The 18,259-nt window shown below is 58.4% G+C and carries 15 protein-coding genes; 6 read left to right on the top strand and 9 right to left on the bottom strand.

Annotated features, from left to right (window positions below; genetic code table 11):
- Positions 1–37: 37 nt before the first annotated feature.
- The 5 genes from I6J19_RS07025 to I6J19_RS07005 form a co-directional block, all read right to left on the bottom strand.
- Entirely contained in the window at positions 38–1,402 is a 1,365-nt protein-coding gene (locus tag I6J19_RS07025; protein WP_038625739.1) for a Na+/H+ antiporter family protein, read from the bottom strand.
- Positions 1,403–1,491: 89 nt separating this feature from the next.
- Entirely contained in the window at positions 1,492–1,851 is a 360-nt protein-coding gene (locus I6J19_RS07020) for a biotin/lipoyl-containing protein (RefSeq protein ID WP_038625742.1), read from the bottom strand.
- A 71-nt stretch (positions 1,852–1,922) separates the two neighbouring features.
- Positions 1,923–2,228, bottom strand: coding sequence for a hypothetical protein (locus I6J19_RS07015; protein WP_049182113.1), 306 nt, complete (start codon positions 2,226–2,228; stop codon positions 1,923–1,925).
- On the bottom strand, positions 2,228–3,841 hold the full coding sequence (locus I6J19_RS07010; RefSeq protein ID WP_049182114.1) for an acyl-CoA carboxylase subunit beta: 1,614 nt from the start codon (positions 3,839–3,841) through the stop codon (positions 2,228–2,230). Before I6J19_RS07010 ends, I6J19_RS07015 begins: the two co-directional genes overlap by 1 nt.
- A gap of 23 nt (positions 3,842–3,864) precedes the next feature.
- Complete coding sequence (locus tag I6J19_RS07005; RefSeq protein WP_038625744.1) at positions 3,865–5,361, bottom strand: methylmalonyl-CoA carboxytransferase subunit 5S; 1,497 nt, start codon at positions 5,359–5,361, stop codon at positions 3,865–3,867.
- A 274-nt stretch (positions 5,362–5,635) separates the two neighbouring features.
- On the opposite strand from I6J19_RS07005, the gene glgX reads away from it, so the two are divergent.
- Entirely contained in the window at positions 5,636–7,777 is a 2,142-nt protein-coding gene (glgX, locus tag I6J19_RS07000) for a glycogen debranching protein GlgX (protein ID WP_038625746.1), read from the top strand.
- A 296-nt stretch (positions 7,778–8,073) separates the two neighbouring features.
- Here glgX and I6J19_RS06995 read toward each other — a convergent pair whose 3' ends face one another.
- Entirely contained in the window at positions 8,074–8,316 is a 243-nt protein-coding gene (locus tag I6J19_RS06995) for a HigA family addiction module antitoxin (protein ID WP_005510305.1), read from the bottom strand.
- Between the two features lie 323 nt (positions 8,317–8,639).
- Between I6J19_RS06995 and I6J19_RS06990 the strand changes: the two genes are divergently transcribed.
- The 3 genes from I6J19_RS06990 (at position 8,640) to I6J19_RS06980 (ending at position 14,015) form a co-directional block, all read left to right on the top strand.
- Entirely contained in the window at positions 8,640–10,283 is a 1,644-nt protein-coding gene (locus I6J19_RS06990; protein WP_038625748.1) for an exonuclease domain-containing protein, read from the top strand.
- A 113-nt stretch (positions 10,284–10,396) separates the two neighbouring features.
- Positions 10,397–12,859 carry a malto-oligosyltrehalose synthase gene (gene treY / locus I6J19_RS06985; protein ID WP_038625750.1) on the top strand — a complete coding sequence of 821 codons (2,463 nt, stop codon included), beginning with the start codon at positions 10,397–10,399 and terminating at the stop codon, positions 12,857–12,859.
- Positions 12,849–14,015 carry a GTP pyrophosphokinase gene (locus I6J19_RS06980; RefSeq protein ID WP_065422999.1) on the top strand — a complete coding sequence of 389 codons (1,167 nt, stop codon included), beginning with the start codon at positions 12,849–12,851 and terminating at the stop codon, positions 14,013–14,015. The genes treY and I6J19_RS06980 overlap by 11 nt, the downstream gene beginning before the upstream one ends.
- On the opposite strand, the gene I6J19_RS06975 is transcribed toward I6J19_RS06980, so the two are convergent.
- Positions 13,963–14,355, bottom strand: coding sequence for an RNA-binding S4 domain-containing protein (locus tag I6J19_RS06975; RefSeq protein WP_081913941.1), 393 nt, complete (start codon positions 14,353–14,355; stop codon positions 13,963–13,965). The two genes, I6J19_RS06980 and I6J19_RS06975, sit on opposite strands and share 53 nt — an antisense overlap.
- On the bottom strand, positions 14,356–14,601 hold the full coding sequence (locus tag I6J19_RS06970; RefSeq protein WP_038625752.1) for a hypothetical protein: 246 nt from the start codon (positions 14,599–14,601) through the stop codon (positions 14,356–14,358).
- Positions 14,602–14,753: 152 nt separating this feature from the next.
- Here I6J19_RS06970 and I6J19_RS06965 point away from each other — a divergent pair, with 152 nt between their 5' ends.
- A complete protein-coding gene (locus I6J19_RS06965; protein ID WP_038625754.1) occupies positions 14,754–15,500 on the top strand; it encodes a helix-turn-helix domain-containing protein in 747 nt (248 codons plus the stop codon).
- Between the two features lie 6 nt (positions 15,501–15,506).
- Here the strand turns inward: I6J19_RS06965 and I6J19_RS06960 are convergent, their stop codons facing one another.
- Positions 15,507–16,208, bottom strand: a complete 702-nt coding sequence (locus I6J19_RS06960; RefSeq protein ID WP_187402469.1) for a YigZ family protein — start codon at positions 16,206–16,208, stop codon at positions 15,507–15,509.
- Between the two features lie 128 nt (positions 16,209–16,336).
- Between I6J19_RS06960 and treZ the strand changes: the two genes are divergently transcribed.
- Positions 16,337–18,253 (top strand): malto-oligosyltrehalose trehalohydrolase, encoded by a 1,917-nt coding sequence (gene treZ, locus I6J19_RS06955; protein WP_038625756.1) that lies wholly within the window; start codon positions 16,337–16,339, stop codon positions 18,251–18,253.
- The last annotated feature ends 6 nt before the right edge of the window (positions 18,254–18,259 follow it).

Raw genomic sequence — 18,259 nt, 5'->3', positions numbered from 1 at the left:
CCACTGAAGCATTCGCGGTCATAGCCAAACCCTGGCATTAAAGCACCAGAGCTGCTACCCAACCAGCTGCCAACAGCGGCAGGTTGAAGTGCAGGAAGGTCGGGATAACCGAATCGCGAATGTGGTCGTGCTGCCCATCGGCATTGAGACCCATCGTCGGGCCGAGCGTCGAGTCCGATGCCGGCGAACCAGCGTCACCCAGAGCACCTGCAGTACCAATGATGGCGACGGTAGCCATCGGCGAGAAGCCCAGCGACAAACACAACGGCACGTAGATGATGGAGATAATCGGCAGCGTCGAGAAGGATGAACCAATACCCATCGTGACCACCAGACCGACGACCAGCATGGCGAATGCAGCGGCAGGCTTGTTGCCCGCAAACAGGTCTGCAGTGGCGGTCACCAGCGGCTCGACCTGGCCGGACTCCGACATCACCGAGGCGAAGCCCTGTGCGGAAATCATGATGAAACCAATCAGGGCCATCATCTTCATACCGGCAGTGAATACGTCGTCCGCCTCACGCCAGCGCACCGCACCGGTAAGCATGAAGATTGCCAAACCAGTGAGGGCACCAATCAGCAGTGGATCGGCATCGGTGTCCATGGAGTTCATCACAATCTGGACGACGAAGGTCACCACAATGGCGACGAGAGCAACGATGACTCGGTACTTCGACACAGGTTCATCAGACTGCGATTCCATATGCGAGGACTCGGCAATCGGCAGGTCTTCGTAATGCCGTGGCTTGCGGTAGGAGAAGAACACCGCAATGGCCAGACCAGTCAGCATACCGAGAGCCGGGATGCCCATCGTCATCATGATGTTGATATTGGAAACATCAAGGCCGGCGTTTTCGATGTTGCCCAGCAGAATGTCGTTCAAGAAGATAGAACCGAATCCGACCGGAACCCACATGTACGTGGTGATCAAACCGAAGGTCATCACACTGGTTATCATTCGGCGGTCGATGTTGAGACGGTTAAATACCGGCAATAGCGGCGGAATGATCAGCGGGATAAACGCGATGTGAACTGGGATGAGGTTCTGCGACATAATCGCCATGGCCAAAATACCGGCCACCATACCCCACTTGGTCCATGCTTCTGCCTTAGATTTAGCGCCTTCATCCTCGGCGCCAATCTTGGCAATCAGCCAATCGGCCAGCAATTTGGGCAGCCCAGAGGATGCCACTGCCATGGCAAAGGCACCCAGCATGGCGTAACTCAGGGCAATCTTCGCACCACCAGAGAGGCCTTCCTGGAAGGCAACCATTGTGGCATCGAGCCCCATACCGGCGGAAAGACCACCGACCAAGGCGCCAATAAACAGCGCTAGCACAACGTGTACCCGGCAGACCGCCAGGATTAGCATCACCAAAACGGCGAGAAGAACGGCATTCATAAGGAAAATATTAAGGCAACCTTAAGTATTTCCAGCAACCGGGGCTAGAAAGATTTCACCCCAAAATCTTTACACCCCGGCTAATGCGACTAATCAATCGAGACGAGTCCCTGGCCGCCCTGCACTGCGTCACCGACTTCGACGTGAATAGAGCCGACGGTGCCTGCAGCTGGGGCCGTAATCTCGGTTTCCATCTTCATTGCCTCGAGAATGAGCAGCACCTCCCCGGCCTCAATCGTCTGGCCTTCCTCGACCAAAATCTTGCTGACCGAACCTGCCAGTGGCGCCACCACCGAATTGGCGGAGACACCCGAGACACTAGCGGTGGCTGGCTCAACGGAAGCGCTAGACGACCCACCCAAAACGATGGGCGAAAGACGCTTGGGCTCCTCAACTACTTCAACGTCGACATCGTAGGCAATGCCGCCGACAGTCACTTTCAATTTCATGGCTCAACAATCCTCACGTAGCAAAAGTCAATGAATCAGGCTCAAATAAGTCGGTTATCGAAAATTTCCAACTAACGCAGGTTGCGCTGCTGCTGGATCTGGCGGCCCTGCGCAGCCCACGTCTTGTGGCGGTTGTAACGAATTGCCTTCACCTTGCCGCGATTGCCTAGGTACGCAGACACCGCTGCCGAAATGGCGATGACAGTGTCCTCGGGGATATCTGCGTCCACGCGTTTGCGCAGTTCAGCCAACTCGCTTTCTGCCTGATTCAGGCGTGCCGTGGCCTTCTGCAAGCTTGTCGAGGTCGCATCCAACCGGTCGGTCAGTTCAGCGACGAGCGCTCGCAGCTCCTTAATCTCACCGATGCTGTCCGACATTACTGTGGCCCCAATCCGTGCTTCTTGGCCGGGCGAACCTCACGCTTGTTACGCAGAACCGACAGTGCGTCAGCCACACGCAGGCGAGTTTCCGCCGGGTCAATCACGTCGTCGACCAGTCCTCGCGAGGCAGCGACATACGGCGTCGAGAAGCGTGTCTTGTAATCGGCGATACGCTCGTCGCGCACGCGTGCCTGCTCTTCCTCGTCGCCCGCGGCCGCAATTTCCTTTCGGAAGACCACGTTGACCGCGCCTTCTGCGCCCATCACCGCAATTTCTGCGGTCGGCCATGCGAATACGTAGTCCGCGCCGAGGTCCTTCGAGCACATCGCCAGGTACGCACCGCCGTAGGCCTTACGCATGACGACGGTCACCTTGGGCACAGACGCTGCGGAGTATGCGTAGAGCATCTTTGCGCCGTGGCGGATGATGCCGCCGTGTTCCTGGGTGACGCCCGGCATAAAGCCAGGAACGTCAACCAGGGTGACCAGCGGGATATTAAAGGCGTTGCAGAAGCGGATGAACTTTGCGCCCTTGTCCGAGGAATTGATGTCCAGCACACCGGACATCACATTCGGCTGGTTTGCGACAAAGCCCACGGTACGGCCCAGAACTCGACCAAAGCCGACAACCAGGTTGGTGGCAAAACCCGCCTGGCACTCGAGGAAGTCGCCATTGTCGGCGATACGGATGATGACCTCGCGGACGTCGTAGCCCTTTTTGCCGTCCACGGGGACGATGTCGCGGAGCTCTGGATCCGGCTCGGCATCGAATACCGGATCAACAACCGGCGGCTCTTCGGTGTTGTTCTGTGGCAGGAAGCTTAAGAGCTTCTGCGCAATCAGGATGGCCTGCTCGTCATCGTCGGCAACGAAGTCGATATTACCGGCCTTAGCCATGTGCGCATCAGCGCCACCGAGCTGCTCGGAGGTGACTTCCTCGCCGGTCACAGACTTAATAACGCCCGGACCGGTGATGAACATCTGTGCCTTGCGAGTCTGAATGATGAAGTCGGTCAGCGCTGGCGAGTAGGCAGCGCCACCAGCACATGGACCTGCAATGATGGAAATCTGCGGCACCAGACCGGACAGCCAGACATTGTTGTAAAAGACCTGGCCATAGCCCGACAGAGAGTCGATCCCCTCTTGAATGCGAGCACCACCGGAGTCGTTGATAAACACGAACGGAGTGCCGTTGTCGGCAGCGGCACGCATAGTGGCTGCAACCTTGCGGGACTGCGTTTCACCAGCGGAGCCGCCCATGACTGTGAAGTCCTGGGAGGCCACGTGCACTGCCCGGCCGAGAACCGCGGCAGTGCCGGTGACCACACCGTCGGCAGGCGCATCGGCGGTATCCATGCCGAAGTCGGTGGTGCGGTGAGTCATGAACATGCCGGTTTCACGGAAAGTGCCCTCGTCGACGAAGTTGTCGATACGCTCGCGGGCCGTCATCTTCCCACGTTCGTGCTGCTTGGCCTGCCGAGCTTCACCGCCACCGGCCTCAACACGGCGACGCTGAGCATCCAAATAATCCAGGCGCTCCGCCATCGAGGCATCGACGCCCGGCGCGACGGCATCCGCCGAAGTCGGCTGGTTTGCTGAACTTTGCGACATTGCTATCTCTTCTCCCGATGTTCCTAGGCGGGTTCCACCTGGACGGTCTGCGAGCGACCGCCGACGGTGACCTTGTAGCGAATTGGCTCGCGAATGGCATTGGCAGCACCAGAGGCCTGCTCTGCCTCGCGCTTGAGCTGCTCGGCGGTCTTGCCGACGTTCTTCGGCCCTTCGCCGCGCGCGGTGAAGAATCCCGGTGCGACAGATGGGAACAGCGCGTTGGTCAGGACATCCTCGGCGGTGCCGTTGTAACCGTCGAGCTCCTTGGCCTGCTCGACCAGGTCGTCCCACTCTGGCTCGAGGAGATCAGCCGGACGAACCGTGATTTCTTCCTTCTTGGTCTGCTCCGCTGCCTGCTTAATCAGCTCTGGGTTGCGCTCACCCGGGCACTGCCCGTAATAGCCGAGCATGAGGTCGGCGAACTCAGCCGTCATGACCTTGTAGCGTCCCATCAGCACGTTAAACACAGCTTGCGTGCCGACGATCTGCGAGCTCGGAGTCACCAGCGGCGGGTAGCCGGCGTCCTTTCGGACAATCGGCACTTCACGCATGACCTCTTCGACGCGGTCGCCCGCGCCCTGGGCCTTGAGCTGGTTTTCCATGTTCGACAACATGCCGCCAGGAATCTGCGACATGAAAATGTCGGTATTGACCAGGGTTTTCGACTCGAACTCTGCGTACTTCGGACGCACCTTGCGGAAGTGGTCACGAATGGTGATCAGGTTATCCATGTTCAGGTCGGTGGTGTAGTCGGTTCCCTCCAACATTTCCACCAGCGACTCGGTCGGATTGTGCCCCGGCCCCAGCGACATCGACGAAATTGCCGTGTCCACGACATCCGCACCAGCTTCGATGGCCTTCATCAAAGTCACCATGGTGACACCGGTGGTCGAGTGGCAGTGGACGTTAATCTGGGTGTCCTCGCCGTAAGTTTCCTTGATGCCGCGGATGATGTCGTAAGCCGGCTGGGGTTTCAGCAGCGCTGCCATGTCCTTCAACGCAATGGAGTCCGCCCCCATATCCAGTAGACGACCAGCGAGTTTGACGTACCCGTCGACGTCGTGAAGCGGAGACGTCGTGTAGCAGATCGTGCCCTGCGCGTGCTTGCCGACGTTCTTGACCGCGCGCATGGCGTGCTCGAGATTGCGTGGATCGTTGAGGGCGTCGAAAACACGGAATACGTCCATGCCGTTTTCAGCGGACTTTTCGACAAACTTGTCAACCACCATGTCCTCGTAGTGGCGGTAGCCGAGGAGATTCTGACCGCGCAGCAGCATCTGCAGGCGGCTGTTCGGCATCAGTTTGCGGAATGTCCGCAGTCGCTCCCAGGGGTCTTCATTAAGGAAGCGGATGCAGGCATCAAAGGTTGCGCCACCCCAGCACTCCACACTCCAAAAACCGGCCTTGTCCATTTCTTCACAGACATCGACCATGTCTTCCATAGCCATTCGCGTTGCCATGAGGCTCTGATGAGCGTCTCGGAACGCTACTTCCGTTACACCAATGGTTCGTGGACTCATAATTCCAAAAGTAAAGGCCTTTGGGAATCTTCGCGCGTTGGTGACCGCGAATATTGGGGATTCGGTGCCCACCAAGGTGCGTTTAGAGTGTCAAATTGCCCACTTGCAGGGTTAAATACTTATTTTCGCGCGAAGTTTACGCACTTAACCGTTCAACTCGACTTTTTGTCTGGGGGTCGTTTTTGCGAAGTGCGCTCGACGAATGGGTCGGTTTGCGCGCTCACACTGGACTGAAAATGGCTCATGTTTTTTACAAAACGGTTAAGGTAGTCACATGAACCAAGCAAATACAGTCGGCGATTATCAAGTATGGCCGGGTGAGCCTTACCCGCTCGGATCTACCTACGACGGCGCTGGCACCAACTTTGCGCTCTTTTCCGATGTCGCGGAAAAGGTGGAGCTTTGTCTGATCAGCGCCGAAGGCGAAGAAACACGCATTGCGCTGGAAGAAGTCGATGCGCATATCTGGCACTGCTACATCCCGTCCATCATGCCGGGCCAGCGCTACGCCTACCGTGTACACGGCCCATTCGATCCGGAAAACGGTAAGCGTTGTGACCCCAACAAGCTGCTGGTCGACCCATACGCCAAGGCTTTCGACGGCGAATTCGACGGTCACCCATCACTGTTCAACTATGACATTCATGACCACTCGAAGCGCAACACCGAGGACAGCCTGGGACACACCATGACCTCCGTGGTCATCAACCCATTCTTCGACTGGGGCGCTGACCGCGCACCTCGCACGCCGTACAACGAGACCGTGATTTACGAGGCCCACGTCAAGGGCATGACCATGACTCACCCGGATATTCCGGAGGAGCTACGCGGTACCTATGCCGGTCTCGCTCATCCGGCGATTATTGACTACCTCAAGGACCTTGGTGCCACGGCTATCGAACTGATGCCTGTCCACCAGTTCCTCCAGGACGACCACCTGCGCGAAAAGGGGCTGCGCAACTACTGGGGCTACAACACCTTCGGCTTCCTGGCGCCACACCAGGACTACTCGGCTTCCCAAAAGCCAGGCGGCGCAGTCAGCGAGTTCAAGGGCATGGTGCGCGCATTTCACGATGCGGGGATTGAGGTTATCCTCGACGTGGTCTACAACCACACCGCTGAGGGCAACCACATGGGCCCAACCATCTGCTTCCGAGGCATCGACAACGAGGCCTACTACCGTTTGGTCGAGGGTGACCGACAGCACTACATGGACTACACCGGCACCGGTAACTCCCTGAACGTGCGCCACCCACACTCCCTGCAGCTGATTATGGATTCGCTGCGCTACTGGGTCTCCGAGATGCATGTCGACGGCTTCCGCTTCGATTTGGCCTCCACCCTGGCTCGAGAATTCCACGATGTGGATCGCCTGTCTGCCTTTTTTGACTTGGTGCAGCAGGACCCGATTGTCAGCCAGGTCAAGCTCATCGCAGAGCCGTGGGATGTCGGTGAGGGCGGTTACCAGGTCGGTAACTTCCCGCCACAGTGGACTGAATGGAACGGTAAGTACCGCGACACTATCCGCGACTTCTGGCGCGGCGAGCCATCCACGCTCGGCGAGTTCGCTTCGCGTATCACCGGTTCCTCGGACCTGTATGCAAACAATGACCGCCGCCCCACTGCGTCGATTAATTTCGTTACCGCGCACGACGGTTTCACTCTCAACGACTTGGTCAGCTACAACGAGAAGCACAATATGGCCAACGGCGAGGACAACCGCGATGGCGAGTCCCACAACCGTTCGTGGAACTGCGGTGTGGAAGGCCCGACCGACGACGAGCGCGTTCTTTCTCTGCGCTCCCGTCAGCATCGTAACTTCCTGACCACTCTCCTACTGTCCCAGGGCACTCCGATGATTAGCCATGGCGACGAAATGGGACGCGGCCAGAAGGGCAACAACAACGTCTACTGTCAGGACAACCGTTTGTCATGGGTGGACTGGAATCAGACTCGTACCAACTCTGAACTGGTCGAATACACCCAGTTCCTGACTGAACTGCGTGCGGAACACCCAGTCTTCCGGCGCCGCCGCTTCCTGCGCGGTGGCCCGCTCGGTGCGGAAACCGATGATCGTGACATTGCCTGGCTGACCTATGAGGGTCGTGTCATGACTACCGATGACTGGAACTTCGACTTCGGCAAGTCGTTGATGGTCTGGCTCAACGGCGATGCCATCACTGAACCTGATCGCCGAGGTCACCGGATTGAAGATGACTCCTTCCTGCTGTGCTTCAACGCCCACCACGAGGACATCATGTTCCAAATTCCGGGCACCGAATACGCACACAGCTGGGAAGTCATCATCGACACCGCAGAGATCACGGGTCGACCGACTCGCGAGCGCATCGTTGAGCCGGAAGGCGAGCTCCGCGTGCCGGCCCGTTCGACCATTGTGCTGATCGAGCGACACTAGCCGCGTCCGCGTTGGGTCCTACACAAAAATCCCCTGTCGGCGGAAGACTTTTCTTCCACTGACAGGAGATTTTCGGCTCTGAGTTCAACTCAAAACAGGGGTACGTAGCAAAAATTGAGGGCTGCAAATTTGAAACTGTGTGAGTTTATGACGCTTTCAGGCCATTTTTCGGGCCATTTTTGACATAAACGCAGTCAGTAACTCGCATCGCCCCACCGCCGCCAGCCATAAACGCAGTCAGTAACTCGCATTGGGTCAACACAGCACCGCGGGAGCCGAGCTGGCGTGAAGTCTTCTTACGCAGATGCGCGCATATTAAACTCCGCCTGAGAGTTCAACCAGTACTCAGGCTCGGTGTCAAAGTAGTCGGACAGTCGATTTGCGAGGTCAGTGGTGACCGCAGTGCGGCCGGTGCGAAAGCGCTCCAGAGTTGAGCTTGGCACGCCGATGGCAAGAGCCAGTCGGTAGATAGAGAGGTGTCGCGGCTCGAGGAAATTATCGTTCAAGATAGAACCAGGGTGCACAGGATGCGTGCTCAAAATATTTACTCCTTATTTCATCGCTTCACTGGCATACGTTGTTTCCGCTTTGCCCTTCGCTTGAGCTCGAAAGCTCGAACGACCAGTTACCGCCGTTCGTCGAAAAGTATAAGGAGCGCCCGCTCAAAATGCATCCGGACATTTAACCTCCCAAAACATGTGGTTTTCAGGGGTACAGACACCCCCACTGTCCGAACGCTCCATAAATATTCCTATTTCTGTGGACATTTCCACATTGTCGGAAGCCACATGTACTCGGCTAGAACCGCAGGTACCGCAGCCTCTATAGGGCTCAATCCGCCATCGGCGCTACCATCTAGTGCATGACTACGACCACGCCATCCTCCGAGCCCGCCGTCGTCTTCGAGCTCACCGGCGACACGGTGACTATTACCGCAGATGGGCTCCGTCTTACCCACACCATCAACACGGCTAGCACCGCCCCCGCGAAGCCCCTCCCGCTTGCCGACGTTGCCGAGGTCGCATCGGCAAGTAAAAACGGTGTCTACACTCCGGCCAACCGCTTCTTCCCCGGCACGGTAGACCTCGGAGTAGCTTTGCCAAAGGCTCGTGTGATGTCTCATCGCCAGGCAGCAGCGCAGTTGCTGGCAGACCTCATGGCGGAGATGGCCAAGAATCCGGAGTTCTACAGTTCAGCTGATGCTTTTACTTCCACGTTGATGCCGTGGATGGCACAGCGCGCGGCGGTCACCGAAGGCGTGAGTGTGGTTGAGGGCGCGGGCGACGTCGTAAAGCACTCTGTGCCTTTTGCGCCGCTTCCTTCGGGGGATGAGGTTGCGGTGTCGGACATCGCACCGTTTGCGGCGTTCGATGTAGAGACAGCGAACGAAGACACCGGCTCGATTATTCAGCTTGGCGTTGCGGTCGTGCGTGGCGGGAAGGTGACGGAGCGTTATTCCTGGATGTGCCGTCCGCCAAAGGGGTTGGAGTATTTTGATGAAGCCAATGTCGCGATTCATGGCATCACGGCAGCAGATGTGGCCGGTGAGCCGTCATTTCCGGAGCAGCTGGCGAAGTTTGTTGACGTCGTCGGGGATTTGGACGTAGTTGCTCACAATGCGCGGTTTGATTTCACAGCCCTGTCGCGGGCGTGCCGGGCGGAAAGCATTCCAGCACCGAAGTTGAATTTTGCGTGTACTTATATGTGGGCTCGGCAGATGCAGTTGGGGCTGCCCAACTTGAAGCTGCCGACGTTGGCGGAGGCCGCGGGAGCGTCACTGGAGAATCATCATGATGCGACGGCGGATGCGGTCGCATGTGCTGAGGTAGCGCTGTGGTTGATGGAGCACCAGCGCGCGACATCGGTGGCTGATTTGAGCAAGAAGGTCTCGCTGAGCTTGGGCCAGATTGGCAGTGGACGAGTGCGGATGGTGCGCTATGACCCGTCTGGTGTCGCCAGCACTGGAGCCGGAACCAACGCGGGCACTGGTGCTAGTGCTGGTGCGCAGTCCGGCAGTTCCACGCCGTCACGTCGGCCGCGTCGCAATGCGAAATGGGATGCAGCCAAGACACCGGACACCATTCCAGACCCGAATCCGGACGCGGATCCAAGCGGCCTTCTGTACCAGCAGCGTGTGACACTGACGGGCGATTTTGCACCGTATGACAAGGGTTTTCTGTGGGACAAGATTGCCTTTGCAGGTGCGAATATCAATAAGGGTGTTACGAAGAAAACGACCATATTGGTCGCCGGTCCGTGGGATTCGGTGACGTCGAAGGAGAAGAGGGCTCGACAGCTGCAGGCCGAAGGCCAGGAAATCCAGATTTGGAGCGAGAAGGAGCTCTTCACTGCACTCGGGCTGAATCCGGAAGAGGATGGCGCGTCCGAAGCAGGAGGCACTGTGGAAGGGACGCCTAGCGCCAGCGACGGAAACAACTCCAGTGAGTCGGTTCCGCTGTTTGGTTCCACTTCCCTGCCCGGCGATGACGGAATGCCGCCCTTCTAGGCCACGTTCACGGGAAGAAATTCGCATTCGGAAGGCGGGCGCAGGCTCTGGGGCTAGCTGCTGCCACAGCGGTCAGGCAGCAGCTTTTCCTGGTGGGCGGTATAAAGGGGAACATGAGTCGCCGACCAATTACGTCCACCTACCGTCTCCAACTCCGTGGCCCCAAGGCCGATCCAAACGGGCGCGCTTTCACGTTCGCTGACGCGGCTGAACAGGTCGGCTACTTGGCAGACCTCGGAATTTCACACCTGTATCTGTCGCCTATCCTCACTTCCGTACCGGAGTCGAACCATGGCTACGATGTCATCGATCCGACGACTGTGAACCCGGAGCTCGGCGGCATGGAAGAGCTGCAGAAGCTCGCGCAGGTGGCGCACAAGGCCGGTCTGGGCATCATTATCGACCTGGTACCGAACCACCTCGGTGTTGAGGAACCCAAGCTCAATGCCTGGTGGTGGGACGTTCTGACCTATGGCAAGGATTCTCAGTTCGAGCCATACTTCGACATCGACTGGCACGAGGACAACGGTGCCAACGGCAAGATGGGGTTGCCGATTCTGGGCTCCCTGGAAGATATCGACAAGCTGGAGCTCGACACCTCTGGCGATGACCCACTTCTGCGCTACTACGACAATGAATTCCCGGTGCGCCCTGGAACCGAGGACGGCACCCCGCAGGAAGTACATGATCGCCAGGCCTATCGCCTGATGTACTGGAAGGACGGGGTCATTGGCTACCGTCGATTCTTCAGCGTCAACGGTCTGGCCGGCATCCGCCAGGAAAATCCGGTGGTATTCGAGCACACACACCGCATCATCCGCGAGCTGCTGGCTGCGGACATCATTGACGGTGTCCGCATTGACCACCCGGATGGTCTCAGCAACCCATTCGGATACCTCAGTGAGCTGCGCCGTCTACTCGGCGATGACAAGTGGCTGGTTATCGAGAAGATTCTGGGTGCCGAAGAGCCACTGGATCCAAGGCTCCAGGTTGACGGCACCACGGGTTACGACGCCCTGCGTGAGTTCGACAATGTCTTCGTCAACCGCGACTCCCGAGACGCCATGAGCATGTTGGCTCTGCAGCAGTCCGGCTCAACCTGGGACAAGACTGCCGTGCAGGCAACTGCGCAGGCTCTCAAGCACGATGTCGCTGCTCACGAGCTGGCTGCGGAGGTCCGTCGTCTAGCGCGGGCTCTGCGCCGGGACAACTGGTCTATCAGCGGCACCAGCGTCAGCGATGAAGTGCTTATCGACACCATCTGCAAGCTGGTCGCTGCAATGCCTGTCTACCGTTCGGACTATGTCTCCCTGTCGCGAGTGGCTTCCACGGTCATTGGTGAAATGGCAGCGCGTTTCCCCTCGCGCGTCTTTGCTCTCGACCTCATTTCGGCAGGTTTGGTAGCCGGTGGTGAGGCCGCCACGCGGTTCGCGCAGGTCTGTGGTGCGGTCATGGCAAAGGGTGTCGAAGACACCACCTTCTACCGCGCCTGCCGCCTGATCAGCCTAAACGAAGTCGGCGGTGATCTCGGTCGCTACGGCATGTCGGCAGCGGAATTCCACCTGTTGCAGTCGGAACGTGCTCGCCTCTGGCCACGAACGATGACCACGCTGTCTACTCACGACACCAAGCGCGGCGAAGATGTCCGCGCCCGCATTCTCCAGCTCTCCGATGTCTCCGGCGACTGGGCTGAAAATGTCCGCAACTGGATGGCCATCACCCCCGCCCCGGACGATGCCACCGGCTACTTCCTGCTGCAGAACATCATCGGAGTCTGGCCGACCGACGGCGTAATTACCGATGAACTGCGTGAACGCCTCCACGACTACACCATCAAGGCCATCCGCGAGGCAGATGTGCACACCTCCTGGACGGAGCCGGTCGAGGAGTTCGAACTCGGCATCCGCAGCTGGATCGACGCGCTTCTCGACGGCCCCCTGACCGACTCCATCACAGAGTTCGTCCGCTCCATTGCGCCAGCTGCCCTGACCACGTCTCTGTCGCGCAAGCTCCTCCAGCTTGTCGGCCCCGGCATCCCCGATACCTACCAGGGGACGGAGTTCACAGAGGACTCCCTGGTTGATCCCGACAACCGCCGCTTCGTCGACTACGATGCGCGCGTCGCGGCGCTGGATAAGGTTGCCCGCGATGAGGTCACGTCGGTGACTAAGAGTCCAGAGCACCCAGCTGAGCTGCCGGAGGACTTTACGGATGCCGATGCGGACGTCGCAAAGCTGATGGTGACTCACCACGGCGTGAAGCTGCGTGCGGAGCGCCCGGAGTCCTTCGTCGGCGGTGCCTACCAGCCAGTATTTTCCGTCGGTGTGGGTGAGCGCCATCTGGTCGGTGCAGCGCGTGGACCGAAGGGCGAGCCGGAAGATGTTATCGCGCTGGTGACGCGCCGTCCGCTGGGGCTGCAGCGCGAAGGCGGTTGGGGCGACACTACAGTGACACTTCCCAAGGGATTCTGGACCGACCGTTTCACCGGCCATACCTGGTCGGGTACCATCGCCGTGGCTTCTCTGTTCAGCTCCTTCCCAGTAGCACTGCTGGTACGCGAGGACGATGACGACTAATCGGATGAAGGATTCGCTTGCCGACGATTCCCGCGAGCAGAACCGCAAGGCTCAGTTGGCGGAGGATCGAGAGGTTACACGTGCGCTGCAGTCGAAGTACGACTCGTGGGCAACTCGGAACCCCACTGCCGCGCAGGACTTTGTCGATGCGATTAAAGAGATTCTCTCCGATGCCGGTTTGGCCTTTGACAATGTCACAGCGCGGGTGAAGTCTTTCCGCTCATTGCGGCAGAAGGCCCTGCGTCGTGAAGCGGACGGCAGCTACGTCTACCCTGACCCGTGGCACGATATCCACGACATCATCGGCGTGCGTGTAACCACGTACCATTCGACGGAGATTCCCGCGATTATGGATGCGCTGGGAGATTCGCTGACTGTGCTGCGCACGATTGACAAGACCGCGGAGACACGAATCAGCGGCCGGTTGGGATACGGCTCCCAGCACTTGATCTGCAAGGTGTCGACGGCGGCACCAGCAGAGCTAACTCCATATGCGGACATGCAGTTTGAGGTGCAACTGCGCACGGTTCTGCAGCATGCATGGGCAGAGTTTGAACACGATATTCGCTACAAGGCCCCTGAAGGAGCGACAGACCCGCGGATTGATAGGGCCTTTGCGCTGGCCGCTGGTCTTATTGAGCTCGCGGACCAGCAGTTCGACCAAGTCGTTGCCGTGCTGGAGGAATCTGCACCCGACAATTCCGCGAATGGAGAGGGCGAACAGCCCTCAGTTCCGGCAAAGACGACCGCCGATGACATTGTGGTAACTGAGGAAACCCTACCCGGTGTGCTGACGATACTGCTTCCAGATGCACCCCGCTCAAAATCAGAGCACTACGGCTGGGCAGAAGAGCTGCTCGAACGCAATGGCATTCGCACTGTCGGGCAGCTGCGAGAGCTACTTAATCCGCAGCGCCTCAGCGCGGTAAGCAAGGCCATGAAGTACCGCTTTAACCCAGGTCATGTTCGTGTTATCGATGACCTACTACTAGCGGCTCGCGGCGACAAGCACATTAAGGCCACTGCGGATACCAGCCATAACCCGAAGCGTCGACCAGCTCGTTTGCGCGCACGATTACAGCAACTAGCGGAGGCCGGGATGCCTATGAGCGACGTCCCCGAAGACGATCGAGCTGACGGCGATCGCGCTTCGTAGGCCGCCCGGCACCGCGGTCGCGCATCGGCATCGAGGCGAGAATCTCCCTCGGAGGCGGCGTTGGAGAGTGGTCAATATAGCACTGCCTGGCCGCCGGAGCTCCGACCCGCTTCTTCACCGTCTTGGTGACCTCAACAATGTGTTCGCGGTGGTTTGCCCACAATCGCACTCTGTCCCCTGGGACGACTAGAACTGAGGGTTTCACGGCTTCGCCGTTGACTTTGACGTGGCCGCCACGGCACGCATCTGCGGCCAATGAGCGCGTTTTCAGCAACCTGACCGCCCAAATCCAGGCATCGATACGCACTGGTTCGGTAGACAATTGCTGCTGAGCAGGCATTTACTGCGGATCCTTGTAGTTCACAATCCGCTGAACCTTTTGCCAATTGAGAAAACCACCGACCAGGCCGACCACTGCCAGGATGAGGAATAGAGACATGCTTCCGGCAAGAAGTCCGAGCACTGCACCGCCGACGACACCGCTGCCTGCCCACACAACGGCATTGCGGGAGTACTTTCGCACCGCGTTCTTGCGGAGCTCAATGGGATTCTGAGATTGGGGCTGAAGATAGCTCATGGGGTACATATTAGAGTGTTCTGGTCGCACTGACGCATCGCCTAAGTCGATGGGCCATACAATTCGGGATAAATCCCACCAGAGAAGGCAAACTTGCTAAATATTCCTATTTGGGTAGGTAAATAACACAATGGCGTAGCTAGGTTGCTAAAGTTAGCCCTATGTCAGAAACTGTCCGCCCCCGCCACCGCATGGTCGACCGCGTTGCGGCGATCCTCGAACTCGTTGCACGCTCTAACGAAGGCCTAACTCTCACTGACATCGCCCACACGCTGAACTATCCGCTCAGTACCACGCAGGGCCTTGTCAACGGTCTGACCGTTACTGGTTACCTTGACGAGTCCAACAAGCGATACACGCTCGGCATGGCACCGTTTCTGCTCAATGTCATGGCCGGTCGTCGCATGGTCAACGTTCCAACGGCCGAGCTAGAAGCGATTCACAACGAAACTGGACTGATTACCGTGCTGGCGCTGCCAGTTGGTGGCAAACTTTTCTACCTTAAAACCGTCGGCGAATCCATGCGCTACCAGTACCTGACGGAGAACTTCCTGCCGCGCTCACTGCTGCGCACCTCTGCAGGTTGGGTTTTGATGAGTCGGTTTGAAAAGCGCGAACTGTGGTCCTACCTGAACTCCGCGCGGCCCGAAGACCAGGTTTATGTGGATGATTTCCTCCGCCAGGCCGGGGAAATCGCAGAGACCGGAGTTTGTGCTGCCCCGGGTATTGCTGAGGGCGGTGGCGTTGACGGTGTCTCTATCGCAGTGGAGGAAGACGGTGCTACTGTCGCGGCGGTCTGCGTCTTCGGTCGGCCGGAAAAGATTGCGGAAAACAAGGACGAACTGGTGGAAATTCTCAAGCGCCATCGCGGTGCACACAACGGCGAGGAATCCCCGAACCAGGGGTAGTGGCTGTTAGGCGCGCAGCTCCCACCAGATTTCGCCACCGTCCGTAGAGGGCTCGCTAGCTCCCTTAGTTAGCGCCTGCATTTCTCCGTCAAGCTGGGCAATCCCCTCGGCAGTCACCGCGATGGAAAACTCCACGTTCTGGCCCCACCGGGTTTCCACAATCTCGTAGCCACGAGCACGCAATTCTGCCTCGATGCGTCCCGCATCTGCAGCGGAAACACTCACTACTCTCAAGGCTCTTTGCACACGCCGCATGCGGGTGACTTTCTCTAGACACTCTGAGACCGAATCCGAATAGGCCCTCACAAGCCCACCCGTGCCCAACTTGATGCCGCCAAAATAGCGAATCACTACTGCGGTGACATTCGTCATTCCAGAGCCCTGCAGCACATCGAGCATCGGGCGACCTGCCGTACCACCGGGTTCACCGTCATCTGAGGATCGCTCCACGCGATTTCCCCCGACGACCTCATGAATGTATGCGCTGCAGTGGTGGCGAGCATCCGGGTACTCCGCCTTGGCCAAATTGATGACCTCTCGGGCGCTGCCTTCGTCGTCGCCACGCGCGATCCACGTAATGAAGCGCGATTTCTTAATCTCGATTTCATGCGTGACGATGTCACCGTCGGCGGGGACAATCAGCTCGATGTCACGCTGATTCTGCGTCGCTTCGGTCGAAGTGGATGGCTCGGTGGTCATAGTGTCCATTGTTGCGTATGGGCTTCGGGCACGCCCAATCACCGTCGGTCGCTACTATCTCGACCTCACCTTGGGCTCACCTCAAATCCGCAGTGTTCGAAAAAGTTTCACTGTGCCAATCCGCTGACTGACCTACCATGGTGCTCATGAGCAACTACCGAGTCTGGGCCCCGTACGCTTCCGAAGTCCGTCTGTTGTTGGGTAATCCTGACGCTCCTGCGATTTTTGATATGCATCCAATCGCTGATGCCACCCATGGCTACGGCGCCAACTCTGGTTGGTTCGAAGCTGATGTGGCTCGCACACCGGGGGATCGCTACGCATTTTCGCTGCGGGCACATGCGGGATACGGCGCGCCTGACGGCGAGTCGGGGGACGGCTCCTCCCCCGCTGTCGGCGACTGGACAATACCGCTGCCCGATCCGCGTTCCCAGTCCCAGCCAGATGGCCCGCATGGTTTCTCCCAGGTTGTCGACCTAGGTGCCTATAAGTGGAAGGACTCGACCTGGTCAGGACGGATTCTGCCAGGAGGTCTGATTTATGAGCTGCATGTGGGCACCTTCAGCGATTCTGGTGATTTCGAAGGTTTGCTGGAACATCTAGACCACCTGATTGAGCTGGGGGTAACACACATTGAGCTGATGCCAGTGCAGCCTTTCGGCGGTGACCGTAATTGGGGCTATGACGGTGTGTCCTGGCACAGTGTGCACGAGGGCTACGGTGGCCCGCAGGGACTACAGAAGCTGATTGATGCCTGCCACCGCAAGGGTTTGGCCGTCATTCTTGATGTGGTCTATAACCACTTCGGTCCGGACGGCAACTATGTGGGATTTTTCGGGCCCTACACCGCTGGTGGTTCGACGGGTTGGGGTGAGGTTGTCAATCTCACCGGCGACAACTCTGATGAGGTGCGTGCGTACATTTTGGATGCGGTACGCCAATGGTTGGTGGACTACCACGTCGACGGTCTGCGCCTGGATGCGGTCCATGCCCTGCATGACGAGGGCGCATTCCACATTCTGGAGCAGATGCAGGTTGTCGCAGACACTGTCGCAGCTGAGACTGGTATTCCGCGTTCCTTGATTGCAGAGTCCGATCAAAATGATCCGCGCTTGGTCCGCCCGCGGGCTGCCGGTGGCTTTGGCCTCAACGCTCAGTGGGATGATGACGTCCACCATGCGCTGCACACGTTGATCTCTGGTGAAGACCACGCCTACTACTCGGACTTTGGTTCGGTGGAAGCGCTGGCTAGCGCTTTGGAAACCGGCTTCTGGCATACGGGCACAATGTCGACATTCCGCGGTCGTACTCACGGCCGCCCCTTTGACCTGTCTGTCCAGCCCATGCATGCTTTTGTAACGTACACGACCACGCATGATCAAACGGGTAACCGCGCTGTCGGCGACCGTCCGTCGATGAACCTCACCCCGGCGCAGCAGGTTTTAAAGGCAGCAGTTATCGCCTGCAGTCCTTTCACCCCGATGCTCTTCCAAGGTGAGGAATGGGGCGCCTCTACCCCGTTTGCTTTCTTCTGTTCCCATGAAGATCCGGAGCTGCAGCGGCTCACGCGCGAAGGACGACTACGTGAGTTTGCCCGTGCCGGGTGGGATCCGAAGGAGGTATCCGATCCATCGGATCCAGAGACCTTCCACCGCTCGAAGCTCAATTGGCAGGAGGTTTCGGAGGACTCGCACGCCACTATTCTGGCGGCCTACCGCGATCTCTTCGCGCTGCGGAAGTCCCACCCGTCGCTTCGCACGCCGTGGTCGGCATCTGTGGTGACCGAGTATGACGAGGACAATCGTTGCCTTGTCGTTGTGCGCAGCCAGGATGAGCGCGAAATGGGGGCCCGAAACTCGGATGCCTTTGAAACTGTCGCTTTGGTTGCGAATTTCTCCGACGCCGAAACCAGCGTCAGCCTGGATTCCGAGTTCGGCTCCGCCCACCTGCTGCACACTTTTGAAGACGCAGCAGCCAGCATCGTCAATGACGAAGCTGCTGGTCCCGAAATCTCGCTTCCAGCGTGGGGCTACGCTGTCGTCTCGCTCAGCTAGTCAGAC

Source organism: Corynebacterium amycolatum (assembly GCF_016889425.1).
GTDB lineage: Bacteria > Actinomycetota > Actinomycetes > Mycobacteriales > Mycobacteriaceae > Corynebacterium > Corynebacterium amycolatum.
Note: the sequence above shows the minus strand (reverse complement) of the source record. Positions and strands in the feature narration are given on the sequence as shown.

What these genes read in the sequence shown, in the direction of transcription:
- I6J19_RS07025 (WP_038625739.1), bottom strand. Translation starts at nt 1,402, where the DNA reads ATGAATGCCGTTCTTCTCGCCGTTTTGGTGATGCTAATCCTGGCGGTC.
- I6J19_RS06960 (WP_187402469.1), bottom strand. Translation starts at nt 16,208, where the DNA reads ATGGACACTATGACCACCGAGCCATCCACTTCGACCGAAGCGACGCAG.
- I6J19_RS06970 (WP_038625752.1), bottom strand. Translation starts at nt 14,601, where the DNA reads ATGTACCCCATGAGCTATCTTCAGCCCCAATCTCAGAATCCCATTGAG.
- glgX (WP_038625746.1), top strand. Translation starts at nt 5,636, where the DNA reads ATGAACCAAGCAAATACAGTCGGCGATTATCAAGTATGGCCGGGTGAG.
- I6J19_RS07010 (WP_049182114.1), bottom strand. Translation starts at nt 3,841, where the DNA reads ATGTCGCAAAGTTCAGCAAACCAGCCGACTTCGGCGGATGCCGTCGCG.
- I6J19_RS07015 (WP_049182113.1), bottom strand. Translation starts at nt 2,228, where the DNA reads ATGTCGGACAGCATCGGTGAGATTAAGGAGCTGCGAGCGCTCGTCGCT.
- treY (WP_038625750.1), top strand. Translation starts at nt 10,397, where the DNA reads ATGAGTCGCCGACCAATTACGTCCACCTACCGTCTCCAACTCCGTGGC.
- I6J19_RS06965 (WP_038625754.1), top strand. Translation starts at nt 14,754, where the DNA reads ATGTCAGAAACTGTCCGCCCCCGCCACCGCATGGTCGACCGCGTTGCG.
- I6J19_RS06980 (WP_065422999.1), top strand. Translation starts at nt 12,849, where the DNA reads ATGACGACTAATCGGATGAAGGATTCGCTTGCCGACGATTCCCGCGAG.
- I6J19_RS06975 (WP_081913941.1), bottom strand. Translation starts at nt 14,355, where the DNA reads ATGCCTGCTCAGCAGCAATTGTCTACCGAACCAGTGCGTATCGATGCC.
- I6J19_RS07005 (WP_038625744.1), bottom strand. Translation starts at nt 5,361, where the DNA reads ATGAGTCCACGAACCATTGGTGTAACGGAAGTAGCGTTCCGAGACGCT.
- treZ (WP_038625756.1), top strand. Translation starts at nt 16,337, where the DNA reads ATGGTGCTCATGAGCAACTACCGAGTCTGGGCCCCGTACGCTTCCGAA.
- I6J19_RS07020 (WP_038625742.1), bottom strand. Translation starts at nt 1,851, where the DNA reads ATGAAATTGAAAGTGACTGTCGGCGGCATTGCCTACGATGTCGACGTT.
- I6J19_RS06990 (WP_038625748.1), top strand. Translation starts at nt 8,640, where the DNA reads ATGACTACGACCACGCCATCCTCCGAGCCCGCCGTCGTCTTCGAGCTC.